We start from the raw sequence: 21641 nt of genomic DNA, 5'->3' as shown, positions 1-21641 counted from the left end.
GTCGCTGTCACAGCAGTGCTCGGGGTCTCAGCGGAGCTCGTACACCCCACTAGGGATGCCCCGAAAAGAGCGAAAAAAGACGTCGTCAGTATCCATCGGGTCATACATGTTCTTTCTCAAACCCTGTGCCTAAACGCAACCGTTCACAAGAAGGTGACGCGCAGACCGTGTCACACGCTTGCGAGGGCGCGGCACCGCCCCTACTTTGAACCCTCATTCCTACGAGGTTTCTACAATGAGCGACACCGTTCATCATCCTGTCTTGATCATTGGCTCCGGCCCAGCGGGCTATACGGCCGCCGTCTATGCGGCGCGCGCGCTGTTAAAACCGGCCATTGTCGCCGGGTTGCAGCCGGGCGGCCAATTGACGATCACCACGGACGTCGAAAACTATCCCGGTTTCCCCGAAATTATGGGGCCGGAATTGATGGAGAAATTCAAAGAACACGCGCTGAAATTCGGCACGGAATTTTATGAAGACATCATTGTTGATGTCGATTTTTCTTCGCACCCGTTCAAAGCGTTTGGCGATGGCGGGATGGTTTATACTGCCGATTCCATCATCATCGCCACAGGCGCGCAGGCGAAATGGCTGGGCTTGCCGAGTGAGGAAACCTTTGGCGGCTTTGGCGTGTCAGCTTGCGCCACCTGCGATGGGTTCTTCTACCGCGGCAAAGAAGTCATCGTCGTTGGCGGCGGGAACACAGCGGTCGAAGAGGCGCTCTATCTGTCGGGTCTGGCCAGCAAAGTCACACTTGTGCATCGTCGCGACACGCTTCGCGCTGAGAAAATTTTACAAGAACGACTCCTCAACAAAGCCAATGTCGAGGTTCTTTGGAATCATACGCTCGAAGAAATCGTGGGTGATTTGAAACCTATGCCAAATGTGAAAGGCGCCCGGATCAAACATGCTCAAACGGGCGAGGAACGAATCCTGCCGGCCCACGGCGTTTTCATTGCCATTGGTCACAAACCCTCAACCGAAATTTTCAAAGGCCACGTCGAAATGAACGAAGGCGGCTATATCATCAGCGCGCCAGACAGCACACGCACCAATGTGCCGGGCATCTTCGCAGCGGGTGATGTCTCTGACGAAACCTACCGCCAAGCGGTTACAGCGGCTGGCCTAGGCTGCATGGCCGCGCTCGAAGCAGAGAAGTGGCTTGCTGAGAAAGAGGAACTGGGTGCGAATGTCGCGCAAGATGTAAAAGCGACCGCCCTGATAGAAGACATTGAAACGCACGCCGAGGATATGGACACGCTAAGCGCGGCCATTATGGCGTCAGAGTAACGCCTTTCACCGACCGGGTCAGCGCATAAGCCAGCATAATGATCCACCCTATCCCGATGGATGGCGTCAGCAGATTACCTAAGCCCGCCGGAGACAGAAGCGCCGGGACGCTGAGTAATGCCGAGAGGACCGTGAGGGCTCCGAGCGCTTTCCACGTCACATTTTTGCGAGAGCCAAGGAACAGGCCTGCGCTAATGATCGACAGTGCAAGCCCCATAAATTTGATCGTTACAGGGACCCATAAAGTCGCAAGTCCTGCGGGATTCGCGATCCCATTGGTCATCTGCGCCGTGATCGATAACAAGGTCCGCGTCTCAATTGCATCAGCAAGTCCTGCGATGATAGCAGCGACAAGAATGACCGTCCCCAATGTGGCCCTGCAACGTCGAACGGCCAGACCGAACATCGCTCCAAACAGGCTGTAAAGTGTCATAAATAGGAAATCCCAACGATTCCCTTGGTCCATCATTGAGAGCCGGCTGGCGCGAGCCGGGTCCGCGTCGCCGCCAAACACTGCGACCAAATCGACAGGGGTGCGCGCAAATTCAAACGCGATCACGGGACTGCCATAGCCCGAAACAACCGTGGCAGCCTCGGTGGGAAAAAATGGCATGATAAGGATAACCGTGATTAGGACAGCGAGACCCGCCGCTGCACAACCCGCCCAAAGCACGCGTTCTTTTATTATCACTTTCCGCCCCCGTATTTTTCTTTAGAGAGGAGACCATGCCCGATTCCATCGACTGGGACAAACTCAAGACGTTTCACGCTGCGGCGCGATCCGGTTCGCTCACGCGGGCGGCGGCTGAGCTTGGCATTTCGCAATCCGCTGTCTCCCGACAGATCGCCGCATTAGAAGAGCGCATGAACCTGCCGCTTTTCCACCGCCATGCGCGTGGATTGACGCTGACGGAAGAAGGCAACGTCCTGTTCAAGACCGCGACCGACGTCCATAGCCGGATCGCCATGAGCCTCGCTAACGTTCAAAATGTGCGGCAATTGCCGCAAGGTGTTTTGCGGGTCAGTTCCCCGATCTCACTTGGCTCCAACTGGCTGACCACGGTGCTCCCAGAATTTTTGGAAGCCTATCCAGAAATTGAAGTGCAGCTAATTTTAGAAGACAGCGAGCATGATCTGATGGCGTTTGACGTCGACTGCGCGCTGCGACCGTGGCCCTCGACGCAAGGCGATTTGATTGAACGAAAATTGGGACAAGTGTCGCAGTCGCTTTATGCATCCCCCCGATATCTAACCGCACAAGCCGCCCCGACATCTGCCGAAGATTTAGACAATCACCGGATTGTTGCGTTTGGCGATTTATTGCCGTCAAAACTGCAAAGCTCTAATTGGGCTTTGACAGTTGGACGGAACGAGTCCGATGGGCCCCGAAAGCCCGTCATGAGCATTAACAACCTGCATGGCATCATGCGGGCTGCGGAAGCTGGGATTGGGCTCGCTGGGCTCCCAGACTATATGACGGCATCGAGTCGTCGATTGGTTCGTATTTTACCCGAGGTTCGTGGGGAGAGTTTCGATCTTTACTTTGTTTACCCGACCGAGCTTCGAGGGTCAGCAAAAGCGAAGGTTTTTCGTGAATTTTTACAACGTGTGACCCGGACCTCACCCTCTTTTCAATGATTTTCCTTATGAATCAGTGAAGAGCTATGCTGAAATGCATAGGTAGTTTGCAACCCTATCGGTTCTAATTCGGCATCAGCCCCCTAAATAGGATGAGACACACAGCGACGTCCTCCCCTTTTGCCGCTGCTGTGTTTTTTAGACCGCAAGTCACTCTCCCCGACTGAATTGCGAAGACTTTAGCCGGGCCCTGAACTTTCAGGTGTCCGGCTTTTTTTTGCCAGATTGTTAACCCTCTTCCGTCAAGAGACCCTCAGAATCACAGAGATGGCTCATCAGGGCGGTGGGGATAGGATGAACGAGATTTCAAACAGCGCGTTCCTTGATGCTTCTACGAAGAAGGTGAGTATCCTTGAAGAGGGTATGGAACGCCAGTTCCTACAGATGCTTCTGCAAAATCTTGATGTTGGCGTCGCCATTTTGGACTCCGACATGCGATACCGCATGTTATCGAATGCGTCCTTTCAACAGCTCAACATTGATGGAAGCGAACTCAGTCTCGGCGATCCCTTATCAAAGATGCACGATCTCATGATGAAAAATGGCATGATGACGCAAGACATCATGGCCAAAAATGCACTCTCCGAAGCCGCGCACCGCACCAATGCCGAAACAGGCACGAAGACAACGACCCAACTTGTGAAACTCGGCGATGGAACAACACATCGTTTTTGCCGACAAGTCTTGGACAATGGCTACACAATTTCTGTCGCGGCGGATGTCAGCGAACTGGTTGAGAAAGACCAACTGCTTGAATCAGCTTTACTCCTCGGACGATCAGGAATCTGGATCTATGAGTTCAGCACAAAAACCTATTCGCTTAGCAAATCTCTTCATGCTTTCTTCAGTGAAAAGACAGCGGCTGAGGTCGTAAAATCTGGTTTCATGGTGGCGACAAAACCAGAAGACCGCCCCCTGTTGAAAGAAGCGTTGCGAAATATCGCGAAAACCAAGGATCGTTTCGATATTGATCTGCGAGTTTTACATAGCTCCGGCACCTATCGCTGGTGCAGCGCAACCACGGAACTTGTTCGCGATGAAAACGGGCGACCTCTGCGTTTACGCGCCTTCGTCAAGGACACAGAACGCGAGCATCGTCATCAGGTTGAATTAGAATCTGCAAAGGATGATGCCATCCAAGCCAGCAAGGCCAAGTCAGAATTCCTCGCCAATATGAGCCATGAAATTCGGACGCCAATGAATGGCATCCTCGGCATGTCCGAGCTTTTAGGTCTATCCAATATTGACGACCGTCAACGCGAATATGTCGATGTTATCACAAAATCAGCGAATGCCCTTCTTCGCATTATCAATGACATTTTAGATTTCTCAAAAATCGAAGCCGGCGCATTGCAGCTCGACCCGACACCGTTTGATCTAAAATCTTCGATCAACGACGTCACCTCACTGCTGATTACCAATGCACAGGAAAAGGGCCTCGAGCTCATCATCAATTACCCGACAGACTTACCCTCAACTTTCATCGGAGATGCAGGACGAATCCGTCAAGTCCTGACCAACCTTGTTGGCAATGCCATTAAATTCACGGCGGAAGGTTATGTGCGCATTGACGTCAATGTCGAACCTTCCGACGAACATCCCAATACGCCAATGGTCACGTTGGATGTTACGGATACTGGGATCGGTATCGCCGCAGATAGTTTGAGCGCGGTGTTTGAGAAATTTACCCAAGCGGATGGATCGACCACACGCGTATATGGCGGCACAGGTTTAGGGCTCACCATTACGAAACGGATTGTCGAAATTATGGAGGGCGATATCTACGTCCGTTCAAAAATCGGCATGGGATCAACTTTTGGAATCAAGGTTCCGCTAGAGATCGACACAAATGCAAAGGTCGAGAGCTTCGACATCGCCGCGCTGTCAGGTAAACATGCCTTAATCGTTGACGATATCGCTGTGAACCGCACCATATTGACGAATCAAGTCGCCAGATGGGACATGACGAGTCACTCTGTCGGAAACGGCATTGAAGCCGCTGAAGCGCTTAAAGCCGCCGCAGATAACCCCGACGCAATTCCTTATGATGTAATCCTTTTGGATTACCTTATGCCTGGCGTGAATGGGCGCGAACTCGCCTCGATGTTGTCCAAGCAATCGAGCTTAGTCGTCCCTCCCATCGTCATGCTGTCGTCTTGCGATCAATCCGTGATGAGCGAAGAGTTGAAGGACATTGGCATTAACACATACCTAGTTAAACCGGTCCGGGAACGACGTCTCTTTGAGACATTAGGGCGCGTTTTGTCCACCCCATCAGATCTGGTCGCGCGTTCTCAGGACGCGCATCCCACGGCCCCAACACCGGCGATACCGGTTCAGGTCGCCCCGGTTATGCCGGCCCAGCAGGTGTCCCCAGCGTCGATGACCTCACAGCCGACCGTCCCTGTACAAACCACACCCGCGTTCGCCCCTATTCCGACACCGGCTCAGTATAAAACGATTCAACTTAGCTCTGATCTGGATGTATCTCCGGTCGCAACTGACGTTCCTCTTGTCGCGCCTGACATCGAAAAGCCTGCAATCGATCTGATTGACAGTATGTTGGCCGATTTATCTGCGCATTCGCCAATATCGAACCCGGCCGTCGCCGCCCCACAGCCGCCGACCCCCTCCGCTCCTCAGAACCGCGTTATAATGCCGGTTTCAAGCACCAACCCGGCTCCAGCGCCCACGCTCGACGCACCGGAACCTCAGAAAATACCGAAGCAAGAAATTCTCGTTGCAGAAGATTTTCCATTGAACCGAGATGTTGTCCGGCTGATGCTAGTTGAAAGCGCTTTTGCGCCTGTCTTCGCTGAGAATGGCAAACTGGCGTCTGATCTCTATATGGAAAACCCGGACCGCTTTCCGCTGGTTCTGATGGATGTTTCCATGCCCGTCATGGACGGATTTCAGGCCACCAAAGTAATCCGGGATTGGGAAACAGCCCAAGGTCACGCGGACAACCCTGTTCCGATCATCGCCTTGACGGGTCATGCGTTGAAAAATGATCGCCAAGAATGTCTAGATGCCGGGATGAGCCACTATTTGACGAAACCCGTCAAACAGACCGAACTCTTGGAAACACTCGAACGTTATTCTGGTCGCGCCGTTCATGGCACAGCCATCCAAGCGGCCTAACGACACATCACGCGATTAAAAAAGCCCGCCATTTAGGCGGGCTTTTTCTTATTCTGTTGAGCGCGCTTAGTAGCCGATTTTGGCCAGCTCAGCATCAAGCTCTGGCAACGCTTTGAACAGATCAGCGACGAGGCCATAATCGGCAACTTGGAAGATCGGCGCTTCTTCGTCTTTATTGATCGCGGCGATGACTTTGGAATCTTTCATCCCAGCCAAATGCTGGATCGCACCAGAAATACCGACCGCAATATAAAGTTGCGGAGCCACGGCTTTGCCCGTCTGGCCGACTTGATAGTCGTTCGGAACATAGCCTGCATCAACGGCAGCACGTGACGCGCCAACGGCCGCGCCAAGTTTGTCCGCAATCGTATCGATCAACGCGAAGTTTTCGCCCGAACCCATACCGCGACCGCCAGAGATCACGATCTTGGCGCCCGTCAATTCAGGGCGATCCGATTTAGTGAGCTCTTCGGAGACAAACGTAGAACCCGTGTCACCAATTTCGACAGACTTGGATTCTGACGCTGCAGAACCGCCGTCACCGGACAATGGGAACGCCGTCGTCCGGACTGTCACGACTTTTTTTCCGCCAGTCGATTTGACATAAGCAAGCGCATTACCCGCATAGATCGGACGTTCAAACACGTCGCCATCAATGCCCGTGACCGAGCTAATTTGCTGTGTGTCGAGCTTTGCGGCAACGCGCGGCATATACGCCTTATGCGTCGTCGTATCGGCGGCCATGACCGTGTCATAACCGTCCATCAACGCCATAATGGTGGCTTCCATGGCTTCAGGCATTTGCCGCGCCAACAGGTCATGTTCGACAGTGATGACAGCGCGAACGCCGTCAATCTGGGCGGCCGCTTCAGACGCCGCTGATGCGCCTTGACCGGCAACAAGGATGTCAATGTCCGTCCCGAGGGCTTTGGCCGCCGAGACAGTTTTGGACGTCGCTTCAGAGAGCGAAGTATTATTATGTTCTGCAACAACAAGAGTCGCCATTAGATTACTCCCGCTTCATTCTTGAGTTTGTCGACCAATTCGGCGACGGTTTCGACTATAACGCCCGCTTCACGCGTTTTCGGCTCAGTCACTTTAACAATTGTCAGACGGGGTGTCGTATCAACACCGAGGTCTTCGGGTGTCTTGGCCTCAATCGGCTTACGTTTCGCCTTCATGATATTCGGAAGAGAGGCGTAGCGCGGTTCATTCAAGCGCAGATCGGTTGTGACAACGGCGGGCAATTTGAGCGTCACAGTCTGAAGACCCCCATCAATTTCGCGTTTGACTTCGATTGTGCCCTCACCCGGTGCGAGCGTATTGGCGTACTGACCAATTGGCCAATCCATTAACGCAGCGAACATGCCGCCTGTTGCGCCGTAATCATTGTCGATGGCCTGTTTGCCCATCAAGACAAGCTCCGCGCCTTCGGCCTCTGCCACGGCTTTGAGAATTTTCGCGACCGCGAGCGGCTCCAAATCTTCATCGGTTGTGATGTGAACGCCGCGGTCCATACCCATCGCAAGCGCGGTCCGGATCGTTTCTTGTGCTTTAGCCGGCCCGACAGAGACGGCGATCGTTTCCGTTGCCGTGCCCGCTTCTTGCATGCGCACGGCCTCTTCGACGGCAATTTCGTCGAACGGGTTCATACTCATTTTGACATTCGACAGGTCAACGCCGGTTTGGTCGGGCTTGACCCGTGCTTTGACGTTATAGTCAAGCACACGCTTGACCGGGACGAGAACTTTCATGACGACTCCAAAACTTGTGTTGGGCCCCATATGCGGAGGAAACGCGAGGGTTTCAAGCGCTCGCGGGGGGCTAATCCGCGCAGGTCAGAGTTTTAAGCATGAATGACCCGACAAATGGCTTGTTTAAACAGACCCGATTGCTGGAATCGGGTGACGGCGCTCGGCCCACCAATAGGCGAAAAAGAAAAAACCGAGCAAAGACCCCGCAATGGGCCCCAAAGGGGTGAAAAAAGCCAATCCTGCTGTCATCATCGCAATAACGAACTGCACCCACCGAGCGGTGTGCATTTGACGCGTCACGGCAAGTTCCGATGCCGTGAGCGCCAACAGGTCGGCGCGTTTTAACACATGCCCGTACATCATGGCGAAAATAGCAAAGGACAGAGCGTAAGCGAGGCTGAAATAGGCGACGAACTCCCCCGCCACGGCCATGCTGGTTACGCCCAATTCCTGTGATCGACTAAAATCACCTGTGACCAATGTCGTCAGAAATGCAAACAGCGAATCAAAGGCAAACCGCAGCGGGTAAGCCATGAAGAGAACGACAAAAATCAGGACAGCATTGAGAAATAGAATCCGGCGATCAGCCACACCGTATCGCCGGAAAAACGTATAGTGGCCGTGCCATAAACCTAATAGTACTGAAAACCCCAGCGCGGCGGGGATGATACTCCAGAGGAACTTTTTGAGGCTCAGATAGTCTGTGGGCGCATCAACCCCCGAAATCAACATCCCCAAGGCCAGCGCGAAGGCGATATCGGACAGGTTCTCGATCCGAGTCACCGCCTCACCGCGCCAGCGAAAATTTGGGTCGTGGTCGAGTTGTTTACCGACCGCGTCGCGCAACATGCCGGCTAACGAACCTCAACAGAGAGATTGAGCGGTTTGATAGAGGGCTCATTCCCGTCTGCCCCTGTCAGTGAAGTGACAGAGACGGGCTGTTCAGGGGCCATTGTGATGGTCATCGTCTGGCCGGGCGTATCAATGAAATCAATGAGGCCCGAACCCAGCGTATCCATTAAGTCGCGCTGGAATTCCGATTGCGCCGTTAAAGAGCCGAGGGCGATGGCCGTCTTCGCGCCGCCCTTTAAAATAGGAACAGGGCGACCTGTGATGGCCGACGCCACTTTATACCCGCGCTCCACCAGACTATTGCCCGGGACATCCTGAATATCGCAGGTCAGACCTTCAATCTTGACCACCTTATTCGCTTCAGCTTGTGCGGCGCTATAGGCTTCAGTCTGAGCCATATAATTTTCGAACGCGGCTTCGCTATTCTCCGTATCAGAAAAATCAAAGATGGGCGGTTTAACGCCACTGGCGTCCATAATTTTTGCCGAAGCCGTGAGTCCGATCACTGAATAATCACAACGTGTACGCAGACCGCCGTCAATTTCCATTCGGTTATCTACAAAGCTAACCCGGTCAGATTTCCGGTCAAATGTTGTGGTCGACGAGCCCTTGAACGAAATTTCAGCCAATCCGTTTTCGCGCAATATATCCATAAAAGGTGCGACGGGTGTGCCCGCAAGGTCTTTGAGGGTCACGATCATGGGCGACAACACGGAGCGTAGCTCAGTGACATCCCCCTTCGTCTCACTATCGGCCTCAAAACCTTCGGTTGTCAGGTCAAAAGCAGACGATTTCAGGTCAACCTGACCGAGATCGATCTGACGATAAGGTGGCGTTGCCGACGGTGTCATTCCCGTCATGAGACCGCTGAGCAGACCTTGAGGCACGCCAACTCCGGACATTCCAGGCGTGTTCAACTGGGCGGTATCGAGGCCTAAGACGGTTACCCCATCCATTTTAAGGTTGAATAATCCGTTAGGGCCGGTTTCTGCATTTACCCAATCAAAGCTCAAGGTCTCAACCACGGCATCCATCAGGCCGTTATCAATATCATTGCCAACAATGATCTGTTTCAAGCTTAGCGCGCCGTTTTTACCTTCCTCCATGATGTTCACGACCATGTCTTCAACATGAAAAGCGCGAAACGCTTCGCTTTTCCCGTCTAAATTACCGAAATTATCCGTCGCCCCATCTGCATACGCATCGCGCGCCATCATAATATCAGTCAAATCGACAAATAGGGCCGCCGAAGGTTTCACCACGACAAGATTACCGACGGTCGCGTCCATGACAGTTTCCCGACCATCGCCTTCGCCCTCAAACCCTTCGACATACATACCACTCACCACAAGCTTATCCAGAGTTGGGCCGCCATCTGTCTCGTTCAGCCCAATCATTTCGACGCGGTCGGCGCGCATTGCGGCCTCATCATTCGATGCTGTCCAATCCGTATAGACCACGGTCGACCCGGTTATCATCCGTTCACCATAGGTCGCGTTGTCAAACCCCGCGGCGCTGAGTAGGCTTAGCGTCTCAGTTTCTGTTCCGCCGCGCTTTGTAATGACAAAATGTGCGGACAAATGGCTTTCGTCAGCACTCGTTAAGCCCAGAGAGGCGGCTTCGACCGTGATTTCCTCAGCCGGAACCTTGTCCGCGCCAGAGCAAGCCCCCATCAAGAGAGCTGAAGCGCATAAACCTGCGAGAAGTGTACTGCGCAGGTTAAACGGGGAAGCGGGCATGTCAGGAGTCCTGTCTAAATTGAAGCGCAACTCTAGCGGTCGCCAGACGCCTGACAAGGCGGAATTCCCGTTGCGCGATGAGCATGATCCGCGCGTCCTTTATGTGTTGTCTAACAAGGCGCGACGTGTCTCCCTGAAAGTCAAAGCAGCCGACCGCCAAGTCCATGTAATCGTGCCGAGCCTCCGCGCTTTTTCCCAAGCGCAGACATTTGCGCGTGAGCAACGCGATTGGATCGATGTTCACTTAGAAGGACTTCCGCCGCCCATGCCGTTCGTTCCGGGCGCGGAGATTCTGTTCCAAGGCGACCGTTACCGCCTTGTCAGTCCACCCGGAAAAGGCCGCGCGAAAATTGATCGCGCAGCGCGCAAAATTGTCGTCCCCTCGCCTGATCCAGACAGCTTCCCCGGTCGCGTCCGCCGCCTTATGATTCGCGAGGCACGGGCCGAATTAGAAGCCGCGACCCATCATTACGCCGGCGAGCTTGGCAAACGAGTCGCGAAAGTCAGCGTCCGCGATCAAGCCAGCCGCTGGGGCAGCGCCATTACCCGTAAGGGCGAAGGTCACATCTCCTATTCTTGGCGGCTGATCTGTGCCCCGCCTGACATTCTTGAATATGTCTGCGCCCATGAATGCGCCCACTTGATCGAAGCCAATCACAGCCCAGCCTTCTGGGCCGTGTGTGAAGGCCTGTTTCCAGAGACAAACAAGGCCCGGCGATGGTTGAATAAGCATGGCGGGGACCTCCATGCTGTCGGGGCTGACGACTAACCGTCAACACGTCACAGCTTGCAACACCCCCCCGCCAGACGCATAGCTTTGGCATGGATACATTTGCAAAATTCGCCATGAGCGGGCTTGAATTGCTGGGCTCACTTTTCCTTTTTACCGTCGGGTTGCTTTTGATTGGCGTTGTGGTCCTGTTCATTCATGACAAGACGCAGCGCAAGAATGCGATCTGGCGAAATTATCCGGTCGTCGGTCATTTCCGGAATTTATTTCAAGTTTTGGGCGAATTTTTTCGCCAGTATTTCTTTGCTCAAGACCGCGAAGAAATGCCGTTCAATCGCGCCGAGCGCGACTGGGTTGGCGATGTGTGCGAGGACGGCAAGGATGTCGTGCCTTTCGGCTCCACCAAAGTCTACGCGCCCGGCATGCCGATTTTCGCCAATGGCTTGTTTCCGAAATTAGACGAAGAAGAGGTCCCGGCACGCGCGCCGTTCACGATCGGACCGGATACGCCTCACCCTTACCGTCCGAGCAGCTTCTTCAATATCAGCGCGATGAGCTACGGTTCGCTCTCAGCGCCCGCGGTCCAAGCGCTGTCCCGCGGCGCAAAACTGGCCGGATGTTATTTGAACACAGGCGAAGGCGGGGTCTCACCCTACCACCTGGAAGGCGACTGCGACATTGTTTACCAACTCGGCACGGCCAAATTTGGGGCGCGCAATGAGGATTCGACTTTAAATGAAGCCAAGCTCGCCAAGATTTGCGAAAATCCAAATATCAAAATGATTGAGATCAAACTCAGCCAAGGCGCCAAGCCCGGCAAGGGCGGAATCCTACCCGCCAAAAAAGTGACCAAAGAAATTGCGGATATTCGTGACATTCCTGAAGGCGAAGCGGCCCTCTCGCCCAATCGCCATGTTGATGCGGCCAACCCGGAAGAATTGCTTGATTTGATTGATCAGGTCCGGCGCGTGTCCAAACGCCCCGTCGGGATTAAGTTCTGCATGGGGCAAGTAAAACCCGTTCAAGAATTATTGGATACCATTATACGCCGCGGTGTGGCGTCTGCGCCGGATTACATTGTCATTGATAGCGGCGATGGCGGCACCGGCGCAGCGCCAATGCCGCTAATCGACAGTACCGGCATGCTGATCGAGGATAGTCTTCCGCTGCTCCACGACATGCTGATTGATTCCGGTTTGCGAGATCGCATCAAGATCATCGCGTCAGGTAAGCTCATCACGTCGGCTGATGTGGCGTGGGCCTTCTGCGTCGGGGCCGACATGATCAATAATGCCCGGGGATTTATGTTCGCCCTCGGCTGCATCCAAGCGCTGAAATGCGACAAAAATACCTGCCCGACCGGAATCACCACGCACGATAAACGCCTGCAACGCGGCCTCGACCCGACCAATAAAGCCGTGCGGGTCCGCAATTATGTCAAAACGCTGAACGATGAAGTCGCAATGATCGCCCATGCCTGCGGCGTTGATTGTCCCCGCGATCTCACGCGGGAGCATTTACTGGTGATGCAAGCGTCCGGTCGCACGCGCCCCTTCACCAAGGTCTGGAATCCAGACCGCTACTTGTCATCCAAACAAAGCTGACAGACGCAGCAATTGACGCATAAGCGACAGTTGACCCGGAGCCGTCTCGAACCTATCTCCCCGTTATGACCCTTAAAGGACATATCCGACCCATCATTACCGTGCCCGATCCGCGGCTAAAGCAGATCAGCACGCCTGTGGACGCGATAACCGACGAAACGCGGGCGCTCATGGATGACATGTTGGCGACTATGTATGACGCGCCGGGCATTGGCCTAGCCGCCGTCCAGATCGGTGTGCCAAAACGGATAATTGTGATGGATTTGGCCCAGCAAGGCGAAGAGCCGCAGCCAAAATATTACGTGAACCCTGAAATTCTTGATCCCGCCGAAACCGTCGTTCCTTATCAGGAAGGCTGCCTGTCTGTGCCGGATATATATGACGATGTGGACCGCCCTGAATTTTGCCGCGTGACCTATCTCGATTATAATGGCGAACGTGTCACCGAAGATTGCGAAGGCCTTTATGCCGTCTGCATCCAGCACGAGATGGATCACCTCGAAGGCATCGTCTTTCTCGACCACCTCTCCCGCCTAAAGCGCGAACGCGCGATTAAGAAGGTGATAAAGGCCGAGAAATTGGCCGCCATCGCCTAATATACAGGCCTGATATTCAACCTTAAGGCCCGACCGCCAAACTATCCGGCGCACGGGGGTCCGATGCGCCTGTCAACCAATCCCCATCGCGACCGACAGAATTGACCAGCCCCAGTGTGGAACGGCTGATCGCGCCGTCTTCGTCACGCGGGAACTGATGCCCCATTTGCTCTAAAATCTGCAGCGTGTCCGGGCTGATCCCCGGCTCAACAACAACGACATCTGGCAACCATTGATGATGAATACGCGGCGCATGAAGGCTTTCGGCCGTGTTCATGTCCCACTCGACCACATTCAAAACGGCCTGCATGACCGACGTAATAATCGTCGATCCGCCCGGCGACCCTGTCGCGAGAACGACTTTTCCGTCCTTCATCACAATCGTCGGCGTCATCGAGGATAAAGGCCGTTTTCGCGGCTCGATCTTATTGGCTTCGCCACCAATCAAGCCATAGCCATTTGGACTCCCCGGCTTCGCGGAAAAATCGTCCATTTCATTATTGAGCAGGAACCCAGCACCATCGACGGAATAACCTGACCCGAACGAAAAATTGAGCGTGTAAGTGACAGACACGGCGCGCCCGTCATCATCAATAACAGAGTAATGGGTCGTATTCACACTCTCATGAGGCAGCTCTGTGCCCGGCCTAATATCGACAGATCGGCTGGAGGCCGTGAGATCAATCGTGCCGCGTAAACGGTCCGCATAATCACGCGACGTTAGCGCCGCGACGGGCACTTCAACAAAATCTGGATCCCCAAGATAAGCACTGCGATCCGCGTAGGCCCGACGCATGGCTTCGATCAACTTGTGCAAATAAGCGGCCGAATTATGCCCGTCAGCGGCCAGATCATAGCCCTCCAACATATTCATCATTTGCACCATATGCACCCCGCCAGACGAGGGCGGCGGCATGGCGGCGACGGTGTAGCCCTTATAGGTGCCCGTCACCGGTTCGCGTTCGACCACCTCATAGGCGGCGAGGTCGTCGCGCGTGATAAGCCCATTACCCTGAGCCATTTCAGCAATAATGAGGTCCGCGGTTTTGCCTTTGTAGAACCCATCCCGGCCTTGCGCGATAATGCGTTTCAGCGTCTTCGCGAGGTCACGCTGGCGCAACCTGTCGCCTGCCTCATAGCCGCCGAAATAATCCAGCGAACTTTCATCCGCATTGAGGCTGCCCGCGCTGGCGAGGGATTGCGCGAGCGCTGGACTGACGATGAAGCCGCGATCCGCCAAGGCCGCCGCCGGACCGATGACTTGCCGACGGGTCATGGTCCCGTGTGAATCGAGCGCATGCAGCAACCCCGCGACAGACCCCGGAACGCCCGCAGAGGCACGAGAAAACTGCGCTTTCTCATTATCAACATTGCCGTCAGTGCCCAGATACATGTCCCGTGTCGCAGAGGCAGGCGCTTGTTCACGAAAGTCAATCGCGCGCACATGACCGTCCGGTTCAGCCAGCATCATAAAGCCGCCCCCGCCAATATTCCCAGCCTGCGGATGGGTCACGGCGAGCGCGAACCCGACTGCGACCGCCGCATCGACAGCATTGCCGCCCCGCCGCAAAATATCTGCACCGACTTGAGCCGCAATGGCATCCTGCGCGCTGACCATGCCGTCCTTGGACAAGATCGGCTGATGGATCGCATCATATTGATAAAACGCCCGCGCCGCCGGATTGGGATCCGCCGCCATGCTAACCATGGGCAGAAAACAGACAGAAGCCGCGAGGAGAAGATGTTTCATATTAGGTAGCTTAGGCGGGAGATTGTGATGACGCTAGAGGGCATCCGACACAGCGCGGTCGCAACTCTTGTCCTTCGCCCAAAATTTGATCCCGTTCGAACGGTCGTATCCGCCCGCCCTCACTTGGCGTGCACCCTTAGTATAGTTCACATCGCCTGTTCCGCGCGTTGCATGTGAAATAAACCCCAATTCAACGCCACATTAGACGAGATGACCGACGAACGTGCGCCGATCCGTCCTCTTAGAATGGCAATTTCATTCCGGGTGGCATCGGGATGTCGCCCATGGCGGATTTCATCGTCTCTGCGGCGGCTTGATCCAGTTTGACTTTCGCGTCTTGGTAAGCGGCAATGATGAGGTCTTCGAGCATTTCTTTATCCTCAGCGCCGCCCATCAGGGTTGGATCCAGCGTGAGCGCTTTCATATTCCCGCCGCCCACGAGCGTCACCGTGACAAGCCCGCCGCCAGAGCGACCCGTGGCTTCCGTATCGGCCACTTGCGCTTGCGCAGCTTCCATCTTGGCCTGCATTTCCTTGGCCTGTTTCATCAGGCCCATCAGGTCTTTCATGACATGTCATCCTTCTTAAAGTTGCCTGCTATTACATTGGGAGCGCGGTCCTTAATCTCAAGGATTTTGGCCCCTTTAAGCAGTGGATGACGAAACGCAGGATGGGACCGATCATCAGCGTCTTGCTTCGCCTTGGCTGATTTACGTTGATCTGACAAAGTTGGCTCGCCGAGTGTCGGCACCGGGCTCACCAGCCATTGTTGGCCCGTCAATTCTTGCAGTGAGCGGACCATGCGCCCGACAATCGAATTATGACGCGCCTCAGTAATATGGATTTCGGCCTGTCCATCTGCAAAGTCCACCACACTCACATAGCGTTCGAGATCATGCCGAAGCCGAAGGTCATCAACCTGCTCAACATAATCGGCAAAACTATCCAGCCGCATTTTCGGCGCGGTCGGGGCCACGGGTTTGGGCGCGGTCATGGAGACTGTCTGCGACGCGGATGATGCGGGCGGAGATATCGAGGGTACGCTCGGCACATGGGCTTGCGGCGCAGCGGACGGCGTCAATTGCGGGAGTCCGGTTTTGCCTTCGCTGTCCAGTTTTTGCGCCTGAAGAATAATCTGCGCGGCCAATTCGGGCGGCGGCATTTGCCCCGCCAAGGCCAGTTTCAACAGCGCCATTTCAGCCGCCGCCAAAGGCACAGGGGCGCGGCGCACTTCCGAATGCGCGCCCATCAAAATCTGCCACGCCCGCGTCAATTGCCCCGCTGTAAAGGTCTGTCCAAGACCGCGCAGCCGCTCAATCTGGTCCGGGGCAAAATCAAACGCCGCGTCTTGACCCAAAGTCTGCGCGCGGCTGACTTCGTGACAAATATCGAGCAAATCGCCCATGACAACATCTGGCGCGGCGCCGTCGTCATATTGCGCGCGCATCGCCAAGAGCGATGCTTTGGCATCGCCGCCCATCGCATGTTCAAACAAATCAATCAGACGCACACGGTCGGCCAGACCCAACATGGCCCGAACTTGTTCGGCACTGACTTCGTCGCCGGACAGACCACTTTGGACAATGGCTTGATCAAGCAGCGAGAGACCATCCCGAACCGAGCCTTCAGCGGCGCGCGCGATTAAGGCGAGCCCGTCATGTGAGACCGCAATACCTTCTTGGTCAGAGATGCTCTTGAGGTGCGCGGCGAGAATATCCGCTTCAACCCGGCGTAAATCAAACCGCTGACAGCGCGACAGAACCGTGATCGGCACCTTGCGGATTTCCGTCGTCGCGAAAATGAATTTGGCGTGGTCCGGCGGCTCTTCCAGAGTCTTGAGCAGCGCGTTGAATGCGCCTGCGGACAACATGTGCACCTCGTCAATGATATAGACTTTATAGCGTGCATCGGCGGGGGCGTAACGCACGCCATCGAGCAGTTCGCGCATATTATCGACGCCCGTGCGGGACGCCGCGTCCATTTCCAGCACGTCCATATGGCTAGAGCTCATAATCGCGTCGCAATGCCGTCCCGGCGTTGCCAGATCGACGGACGGACCGTCCACCGTGTCGGTTTCGTAATTCAGAGCTCGCGCGAGCAGCCGCGCTGTCGTGGTCTTGCCGATCCCGCGCACCCCGGTCAGCATAAAAGCATGCGCGATCCGGCCCGTACGAAACGCATTGGACAAGGTCGTGACCATCGCATCTTGACCGATCATATCCTCAAACGTCGCCGGACGGTATTTCCGCGCGAGCACTTGATAGGTCTGATGAGGCTGATTTTCGGACATTAGGGAATGTATATGCAGCGCAGCCGGACTTGGGAAGCCTGATGCAGCGGCGGTCCACAGGCGTTATAACGTTTGATGCGCGTGTCCGGAGCGGTTTGAAGCATATCCGGAGCCTGCTAGGCAGTTGTCATGCCGCGCCGAGGATCAGCTTTTATCGCATGTCACGGCAGCGCGGCGACCGCGGGCGAAACGAACGGCGTCGTTGCTACGGAAAACCGTCATCCGCCCATTAGTAAAGGTCATAACGTCGGCAGTCCTATCATCGAGCAAATCGAGACGGGCGGCGTTGCCGTCTGCGTCCGTGATGAAAACGGCCCCGGCTTCAAATCCCATTGTAAATGTTTCATCGCCGCACAGATAAGACTCACCGCCCGGGGTAATCATTTGCCCGTTCGCGCCCGTACCCGCCGTATCCGGTGTGACGCCCCGCATCCGGAGCTCGGCCGCAACAAGACCATCCAAAAGCGCGCAATAGTCTTGGTCTCCGCCCTGACAGTTGGCGTGGAAGCGCGAAAAAACACCGTCATTGCTGATCTTGGCATTTCGTTGCGACGCATCACAGGCGACAGCGTCGCCAAACGCGCAGGCGGACAACAGGCGATTGGCGTCGTCTGATAAAAAATCAATGGAAATAAGAGGTGTCGTCGCCTCGTTTTGCGAAGGCTGCGATGACGTCAGCGCCTCTGTTTCGGGGGCCTCAGCACCGGAAATCATATCATCGGGAGAGGAACAGGCGGTAAATAAAAGCGCTGAACCCACAAGGGTAAGAGACCGGAATAGCATGATTGTCCTATCGGAAAATATGGGATCAAAGATATATTTTAAGCCCTTTTGCGGCGAAAAAAAGGCCTAAACTGTGACTCTCACGTCCCGTCAGAGACCACGCTCAGCGCAACCTTCTGACCGGAACAGATATTCAGAGCCACGCGAACGCGGTTGATGTTGCGCATTGACGTGGAGGCGCGCACTGTCGGACCATGAGCCCATCATCGCGCGTAAAAAAGAGCCGACACGATTATTCATTTCGTCCGGAACCCCGTTGGGAAGACGGTCGGTTTGTTCCGCCAGCCCCCTTGCCCATAGACGCGTCCATCGAAGACTGGGACGCCATTGATTGGGGTCGCTACCTACTGGCGTCGTCGAAAAACCCGATTCATGGTCAAACGACCAAGGCGATAGAGGGGTTTGACGAAGTCGCGAGAGGCATGGGCAAGATCTTTCTGACGCCGAGCCACCCCGATACAGTCCGCGAAGCCTTCGTGACCAAAGCTGACGCCCTACGCCTCTCGAGCATTCGTAACGCGATATTGAAACCCGTTCTGCGGGACGGGTTGCTGACATCCGAAGGCGAGCGCTGGAAACATGATCGCCGGGCGCTCGCGCCAATTTTCACGCCGCGACATGTCAACGGGTTTGCCAAAGGAATGGCGCGCACGACCCGCGATCACCTCACCCGCCTCCTCGCGGAGGACACTGTCGCCTTTGATAAAGTCTGTGTGGATTTGACCTATCAAGTTCTCTCTGACGTGTTGTTTTCCGGCGAGCTTGACGGCGGGCGGCAAGCGAGCTTGCACGATATTGATAAGTTTCTATCCAGCATGGGACGGCCTGACCCGTTAGATTTCACCAATTTACCGAAATGGGTGCCGCGATTAACGCGGGTAGGACGCATGGGCGTGGTCAAGCGGTTGCGAAAGCGTATCGGTCTGTTGGGCGAAGCCAGACGAACGAAAATTACCGCCGGCGACACCGTGCCGGACGATTTACTAACTCTGCTCTTGACCGCGACAGATGCAGACAGCGACACGCTCACGCCGGATCAATTGGTGGACCAACTAATTACCTTCATCGCGGCAGGTCACGAGACCACATCGAGGGCGTTGACGTGGTTATTCTATCTCTTGTCCCAAGACACAGACGCCCGCGCGCGGATGGAAGCGGAAGTGGACGCGCTGGATATGAGCGGCCCAGCCCAAAAGTGGGGTGAGAGCCTGCCTTATACGCGCGCCTGTTTAGACGAAGCGATGCGGCTCTATCCCCCCGCACCCTTCCTCTCGCGTGAGCTTAACCGCGCGGAGACGTTAGGCGGTCACGACCTACCTGAAGGGGCGATTGTGTTTGGCAATATCTGGATGATCCATCGGCACCGTAAATTATGGGATCAACCTGATGCCTTTGTGCCGGAGCGGTTCTTGCCGGGTGCAGAACGCCCGATTGGACGGTTCCAATATCTGCCGTTTGGTCTCGGGCCACGCGTTTGTATCGGGGCGCAGTTTGCGAAGATGGAAGCACTCATCCTGACGGCACTTATCGCGCGTGAATACCGACTGCATTTAGATGGACCTCACCCGTGGCCACTCGCACGCGTCACTGTGCGAACGGAAAAACCGCTCATGATGCGCGTCGAAAAAAGGTGAAAGTGGAAGACCGGGTCCCGACCCGCAGACGATTCGTTACGGCTGCTTCGTTCCCGACCTGACCGGGTTGGCGAAAGCCCACGTCCGGGCCGATCTTCCGAGACAGCATATGGCAATTCACGGCTGCGCTGACAAGGCAGAGCGCACATAAAAAAAGCCCTCCGCACAAACTGCGCGACGGGCTAAACGCGTGTTCTGTCAGAGACTAGAACTTACGGATATAAGAGATAGAGTAGAGGTCGCCGCCACCGTCACCTTCAACATCAAGGTACGTGTACTCAGCCCGGATACCGTTTTTATATTCGGGCCCAAAGTTGAATTGACCGCCAACGCCGCCGGCAAAGCCGTCAACATCTTCAGAAACAGACACATTACCGGATGAGGCTTCGAGTTCGCCGAAGTAGTAACCGACGCGACCAATGAGCTCAAACTGCTCTGACATTGGAAGGCGTCCGGTCAGGAAGCCAGAAAGATAGTAATCAACACCGGCCTCAACTTCGAGTCCTGCGACTGTTTCCTCATCATCAATGACACCAAACCCACCTTGGGCTTCGACACCGAAATACTCTGTGAAGTTATAACCGGCTTTGGCAGACAGGTTATAGCTGTCAAATTCAACAGCATCGACACCGAGGCCAACATAGGCTTGCCCATCTTGGGCCATAGCAGTTCCGCCGACCATGGCGATTGCCGCTGTTGCGGCTGCGATTTTTACGATTTTCATTCTAAAATATTCCATGTTTAAATTGCGTGCGGGGGGATGCACGCCGCTTAGTTAGGAGCGCCTTTCCCGCAATTCCAGTGCCTCACGGTATATTTCAATATGCGTGTGTCATTCCCGCAACAGTTTGTTATCGTTGCATTAATTTGCAGTAATTACTGCTTAATTACAGCACAATTTGTCGTGATTGCTTAATTTGAGTTAACCAACTAGGGCCTCGTCATATGACCCATAAATTTATACCCGACTGCCCTATTCCTTTCGCCGGCTCACAAGTCGATTTTGCAGAAATGGAACGGGGCGAGGCGCGACTGATGGAGCACCCTAAGGCGAGCGCCCTGCTGTTTCACAAGGGCCAAGTGGCGACAGACGGCCCGGCGCTTTTACGGGCCGCACCGTCGGCTATTGCGTCCCTTCCCCTCATGGACCCGGGGTTGATCTTCTTAGGCCTTGAAGAGGATGGTGATCCGGTTTTCGCAGCCTCTTTGACGGACGATAGCCAATTGCCGCCTGACTCGCTCATGGACTTGCGCATGCATGGTCATAGGCTCACGCCAGACGCGTTGGCCGTTGCCGGACGCGCGCGTTCGATTTTTGATTGGCACCGCACCCACCCCTTTTGCGCGCAGTGCGGCGCCAAAACCGCGTCCGCCGAAGGCGGTGCGAAGCGAACGTGTGCCAGCTGTGAAACGGAACATTTCCCGCGCGTCAATCCGGTCGTGATCTTCCTCATCGAGCATGAGGATTCAGTGCTATTGGGCCGTGGGCATGGTTGGCCTCCTGGATATTACTCCGCCCTCGCAGGTTTTGTTTCACCCGGCGAAACATTGGAAGAAGCCGCGACCCGTGAAGGCATGGAAGAAGTCGGCGCGACCTTGTCCGGCCACCGATACTTATTCTGCCAACCCTGGCCGTTCCCGTCACAATTGATGATTGGTTTGGTCAGTCAAGCCGCAGACAAGACCATCATAGTTGACAAAAATGAGTTGGAAGACGCGTGTTGGTTCACCCGGGCCGAGGTCGACGCTGTATTCAATAAAACAGGCGAGGCCTTCATGCGTCCCATGCGAACGACGATCGCACACCAATTGCTCAGAGCTTGGTTATCCAATCAGTAGT

General features: G+C 54.9%; 18 protein-coding genes and 1 other RNA gene. 8 read left to right on the top strand and 11 right to left on the bottom strand.

The features are described from left to right. The first annotated feature begins 235 nt into the window (after positions 1 to 235). Entirely contained in the window at positions 236 to 1291 is a 1056-nt protein-coding gene (gene trxB, locus IE105_RS10055) for a thioredoxin-disulfide reductase (RefSeq protein ID WP_189498029.1), read from the top strand. Here trxB and IE105_RS10050 read toward each other — a convergent pair. Further along, positions 1275 to 1904: a hypothetical protein gene (locus IE105_RS10050; protein ID WP_189498027.1), complete on the bottom strand. Its 630-nt coding sequence runs from the start codon at positions 1902 to 1904 to the stop codon at positions 1275 to 1277. The genes trxB and IE105_RS10050 overlap by 17 nt on opposite strands. Positions 1905 to 2017: 113 nt before the next feature. Here IE105_RS10050 and IE105_RS10045 point away from each other — a divergent pair, with 113 nt between their 5' ends. Then, entirely contained in the window at positions 2018 to 2929 is a 912-nt protein-coding gene (locus tag IE105_RS10045; protein ID WP_189498025.1) for a LysR family transcriptional regulator, read from the top strand. A 294-nt stretch (positions 2930 to 3223) separates the two neighbouring features. Further along, positions 3224 to 6070, top strand: a complete 2847-nt coding sequence (locus IE105_RS10040) for a response regulator (protein ID WP_189498024.1) — start codon at positions 3224 to 3226, stop codon at positions 6068 to 6070. A 66-nt stretch (positions 6071 to 6136) separates the two neighbouring features. Here the strand turns inward: IE105_RS10040 and IE105_RS10035 are convergent, their stop codons facing one another. The 4 genes from IE105_RS10035 to IE105_RS10020 all read right to left on the bottom strand — a co-directional run bounded on the left by IE105_RS10035 (position 6137) and on the right by IE105_RS10020 (position 10415). After that, the gene (locus IE105_RS10035) at positions 6137 to 7075 is read right to left on the bottom strand and encodes an electron transfer flavoprotein subunit alpha/FixB family protein (RefSeq protein ID WP_189498021.1); all 939 of its coding nucleotides are present in this window, start codon (positions 7073 to 7075) and stop codon (positions 6137 to 6139) included. After that, a complete protein-coding gene (locus tag IE105_RS10030) occupies positions 7075 to 7824 on the bottom strand; it encodes an electron transfer flavoprotein subunit beta/FixA family protein (protein WP_189498019.1) in 750 nt (249 codons plus the stop codon). The genes IE105_RS10035 and IE105_RS10030 overlap by 1 nt, the downstream gene beginning before the upstream one ends. Positions 7825 to 7947: 123 nt before the next feature. Continuing rightward, on the bottom strand, positions 7948 to 8673 hold the full coding sequence (locus IE105_RS10025; RefSeq protein WP_189498017.1) for a TMEM175 family protein: 726 nt from the start codon (positions 8671 to 8673) through the stop codon (positions 7948 to 7950). A 5-nt stretch (positions 8674 to 8678) separates the two neighbouring features. Then, positions 8679 to 10415, bottom strand: coding sequence for an aq_1923 C-terminal domain (locus IE105_RS10020; RefSeq protein WP_189498015.1), 1737 nt, complete (start codon positions 10413 to 10415; stop codon positions 8679 to 8681). On the opposite strand from IE105_RS10020, the gene IE105_RS10015 reads away from it, so the two are divergent. From IE105_RS10015 to def, 3 genes are all read left to right on the top strand, one after another. Then, positions 10414 to 11184, top strand: a complete 771-nt coding sequence (locus IE105_RS10015) for a M48 family metallopeptidase (protein WP_189498013.1) — start codon at positions 10414 to 10416, stop codon at positions 11182 to 11184. The two genes, IE105_RS10020 and IE105_RS10015, sit on opposite strands and share 2 nt — an antisense overlap. Positions 11185 to 11237: 53 nt before the next feature. Then, positions 11238 to 12749, top strand: a complete 1512-nt coding sequence (locus IE105_RS10010; RefSeq protein WP_189498012.1) for an FMN-binding glutamate synthase family protein — start codon at positions 11238 to 11240, stop codon at positions 12747 to 12749. 65 nt (positions 12750 to 12814) lie between these two features. Next, positions 12815 to 13345, top strand: a complete 531-nt coding sequence (gene def, locus IE105_RS10005; RefSeq protein ID WP_189498010.1) for a peptide deformylase — start codon at positions 12815 to 12817, stop codon at positions 13343 to 13345. A gap of 22 nt (positions 13346 to 13367) precedes the next feature. On the opposite strand, the gene ggt is transcribed toward def, so the two are convergent. From ggt to IE105_RS09985, 4 genes are all read right to left on the bottom strand, one after another. Beyond that, positions 13368 to 15095 carry a gamma-glutamyltransferase gene (gene ggt, locus IE105_RS10000; RefSeq protein WP_233354094.1) on the bottom strand — a complete coding sequence of 576 codons (1728 nt, stop codon included), beginning with the start codon at positions 15093 to 15095 and terminating at the stop codon, positions 13368 to 13370. Between the two features lie 241 nt (positions 15096 to 15336). Further along, positions 15337 to 15663 carry a YbaB/EbfC family nucleoid-associated protein gene (locus tag IE105_RS09995; RefSeq protein ID WP_189498008.1) on the bottom strand — a complete coding sequence of 109 codons (327 nt, stop codon included), beginning with the start codon at positions 15661 to 15663 and terminating at the stop codon, positions 15337 to 15339. Next, a complete protein-coding gene (locus IE105_RS09990; RefSeq protein ID WP_189498006.1) occupies positions 15660 to 17384 on the bottom strand; it encodes a DNA polymerase III subunit gamma/tau in 1725 nt (574 codons plus the stop codon). The genes IE105_RS09995 and IE105_RS09990 overlap by 4 nt, the downstream gene beginning before the upstream one ends. Positions 17385 to 17528: 144 nt before the next feature. Further along, positions 17529 to 18167: a hypothetical protein gene (locus IE105_RS09985; RefSeq protein ID WP_189498005.1), complete on the bottom strand. Its 639-nt coding sequence runs from the start codon at positions 18165 to 18167 to the stop codon at positions 17529 to 17531. A gap of 194 nt (positions 18168 to 18361) precedes the next feature. Here IE105_RS09985 and IE105_RS09980 point away from each other — a divergent pair, with 194 nt between their 5' ends. Continuing rightward, positions 18362 to 19801 (top strand): cytochrome P450, encoded by a 1440-nt coding sequence (locus IE105_RS09980; RefSeq protein ID WP_189498003.1) that lies wholly within the window; start codon positions 18362 to 18364, stop codon positions 19799 to 19801. Position 19802: 1 nt separating this feature from the next. On the opposite strand, the gene ffs is transcribed toward IE105_RS09980, so the two are convergent. After that, positions 19803 to 19900: signal recognition particle sRNA small type (ffs, locus tag IE105_RS09975), an RNA gene on the bottom strand. Positions 19901 to 20006: 106 nt separating this feature from the next. Then, on the bottom strand, positions 20007 to 20525 hold the full coding sequence (locus IE105_RS09970) for an outer membrane beta-barrel protein (RefSeq protein ID WP_189498000.1): 519 nt from the start codon (positions 20523 to 20525) through the stop codon (positions 20007 to 20009). Between the two features lie 221 nt (positions 20526 to 20746). On the opposite strand from IE105_RS09970, the gene nudC reads away from it, so the two are divergent. Then, positions 20747 to 21640 carry an NAD(+) diphosphatase gene (nudC, locus tag IE105_RS09965; RefSeq protein ID WP_189497998.1) on the top strand — a complete coding sequence of 298 codons (894 nt, stop codon included), beginning with the start codon at positions 20747 to 20749 and terminating at the stop codon, positions 21638 to 21640. Position 21641 lies beyond the last annotated feature (1 nt).

Origin of the sequence: Algimonas arctica, assembly GCF_014652695.1 — a bacterium.
GTDB lineage: Bacteria > Pseudomonadota > Alphaproteobacteria > Caulobacterales > Maricaulaceae > Litorimonas > Litorimonas arctica.
This window is presented reverse-complemented; position numbering and strand designations above follow the sequence as displayed.

Bases quoted from the DNA above. Each gene is read 5' to 3' on its own strand.
- trxB (WP_189498029.1), top strand. From the start codon at position 236: ATGAGCGACACCGTTCATCATCCTGTCTTGATCATTGGCTCCGGCCCA.
- IE105_RS10050 (WP_189498027.1), bottom strand. From the start codon at position 1,904: ATGCCATTTTTTCCCACCGAGGCTGCCACGGTTGTTTCGGGCTATGGC.
- IE105_RS10045 (WP_189498025.1), top strand. From the start codon at position 2,018: ATGCCCGATTCCATCGACTGGGACAAACTCAAGACGTTTCACGCTGCG.
- IE105_RS10040 (WP_189498024.1), top strand. From the start codon at position 3,224: ATGAACGAGATTTCAAACAGCGCGTTCCTTGATGCTTCTACGAAGAAG.
- IE105_RS10035 (WP_189498021.1), bottom strand. From the start codon at position 7,075: ATGGCGACTCTTGTTGTTGCAGAACATAATAATACTTCGCTCTCTGAA.
- IE105_RS10030 (WP_189498019.1), bottom strand. From the start codon at position 7,824: ATGAAAGTTCTCGTCCCGGTCAAGCGTGTGCTTGACTATAACGTCAAA.
- IE105_RS10025 (WP_189498017.1), bottom strand. From the start codon at position 8,673: ATGTTGCGCGACGCGGTCGGTAAACAACTCGACCACGACCCAAATTTT.
- IE105_RS10015 (WP_189498013.1), top strand. From the start codon at position 10,414: ATGTCAGGAGTCCTGTCTAAATTGAAGCGCAACTCTAGCGGTCGCCAG.
- IE105_RS10020 (WP_189498015.1), bottom strand. From the start codon at position 10,415: ATGCCCGCTTCCCCGTTTAACCTGCGCAGTACACTTCTCGCAGGTTTA.
- IE105_RS10010 (WP_189498012.1), top strand. From the start codon at position 11,238: ATGGATACATTTGCAAAATTCGCCATGAGCGGGCTTGAATTGCTGGGC.
- def (WP_189498010.1), top strand. From the start codon at position 12,815: ATGACCCTTAAAGGACATATCCGACCCATCATTACCGTGCCCGATCCG.
- ggt (WP_233354094.1), bottom strand. From the start codon at position 15,095: ATGAAACATCTTCTCCTCGCGGCTTCTGTCTGTTTTCTGCCCATGGTT.
- IE105_RS09995 (WP_189498008.1), bottom strand. From the start codon at position 15,663: ATGAAAGACCTGATGGGCCTGATGAAACAGGCCAAGGAAATGCAGGCC.
- IE105_RS09990 (WP_189498006.1), bottom strand. From the start codon at position 17,384: ATGTCCGAAAATCAGCCTCATCAGACCTATCAAGTGCTCGCGCGGAAA.
- IE105_RS09985 (WP_189498005.1), bottom strand. From the start codon at position 18,167: ATGCTATTCCGGTCTCTTACCCTTGTGGGTTCAGCGCTTTTATTTACC.
- IE105_RS09980 (WP_189498003.1), top strand. From the start codon at position 18,362: ATGAGCCCATCATCGCGCGTAAAAAAGAGCCGACACGATTATTCATTT.
- IE105_RS09970 (WP_189498000.1), bottom strand. From the start codon at position 20,525: ATGAAAATCGTAAAAATCGCAGCCGCAACAGCGGCAATCGCCATGGTC.
- nudC (WP_189497998.1), top strand. From the start codon at position 20,747: ATGACCCATAAATTTATACCCGACTGCCCTATTCCTTTCGCCGGCTCA.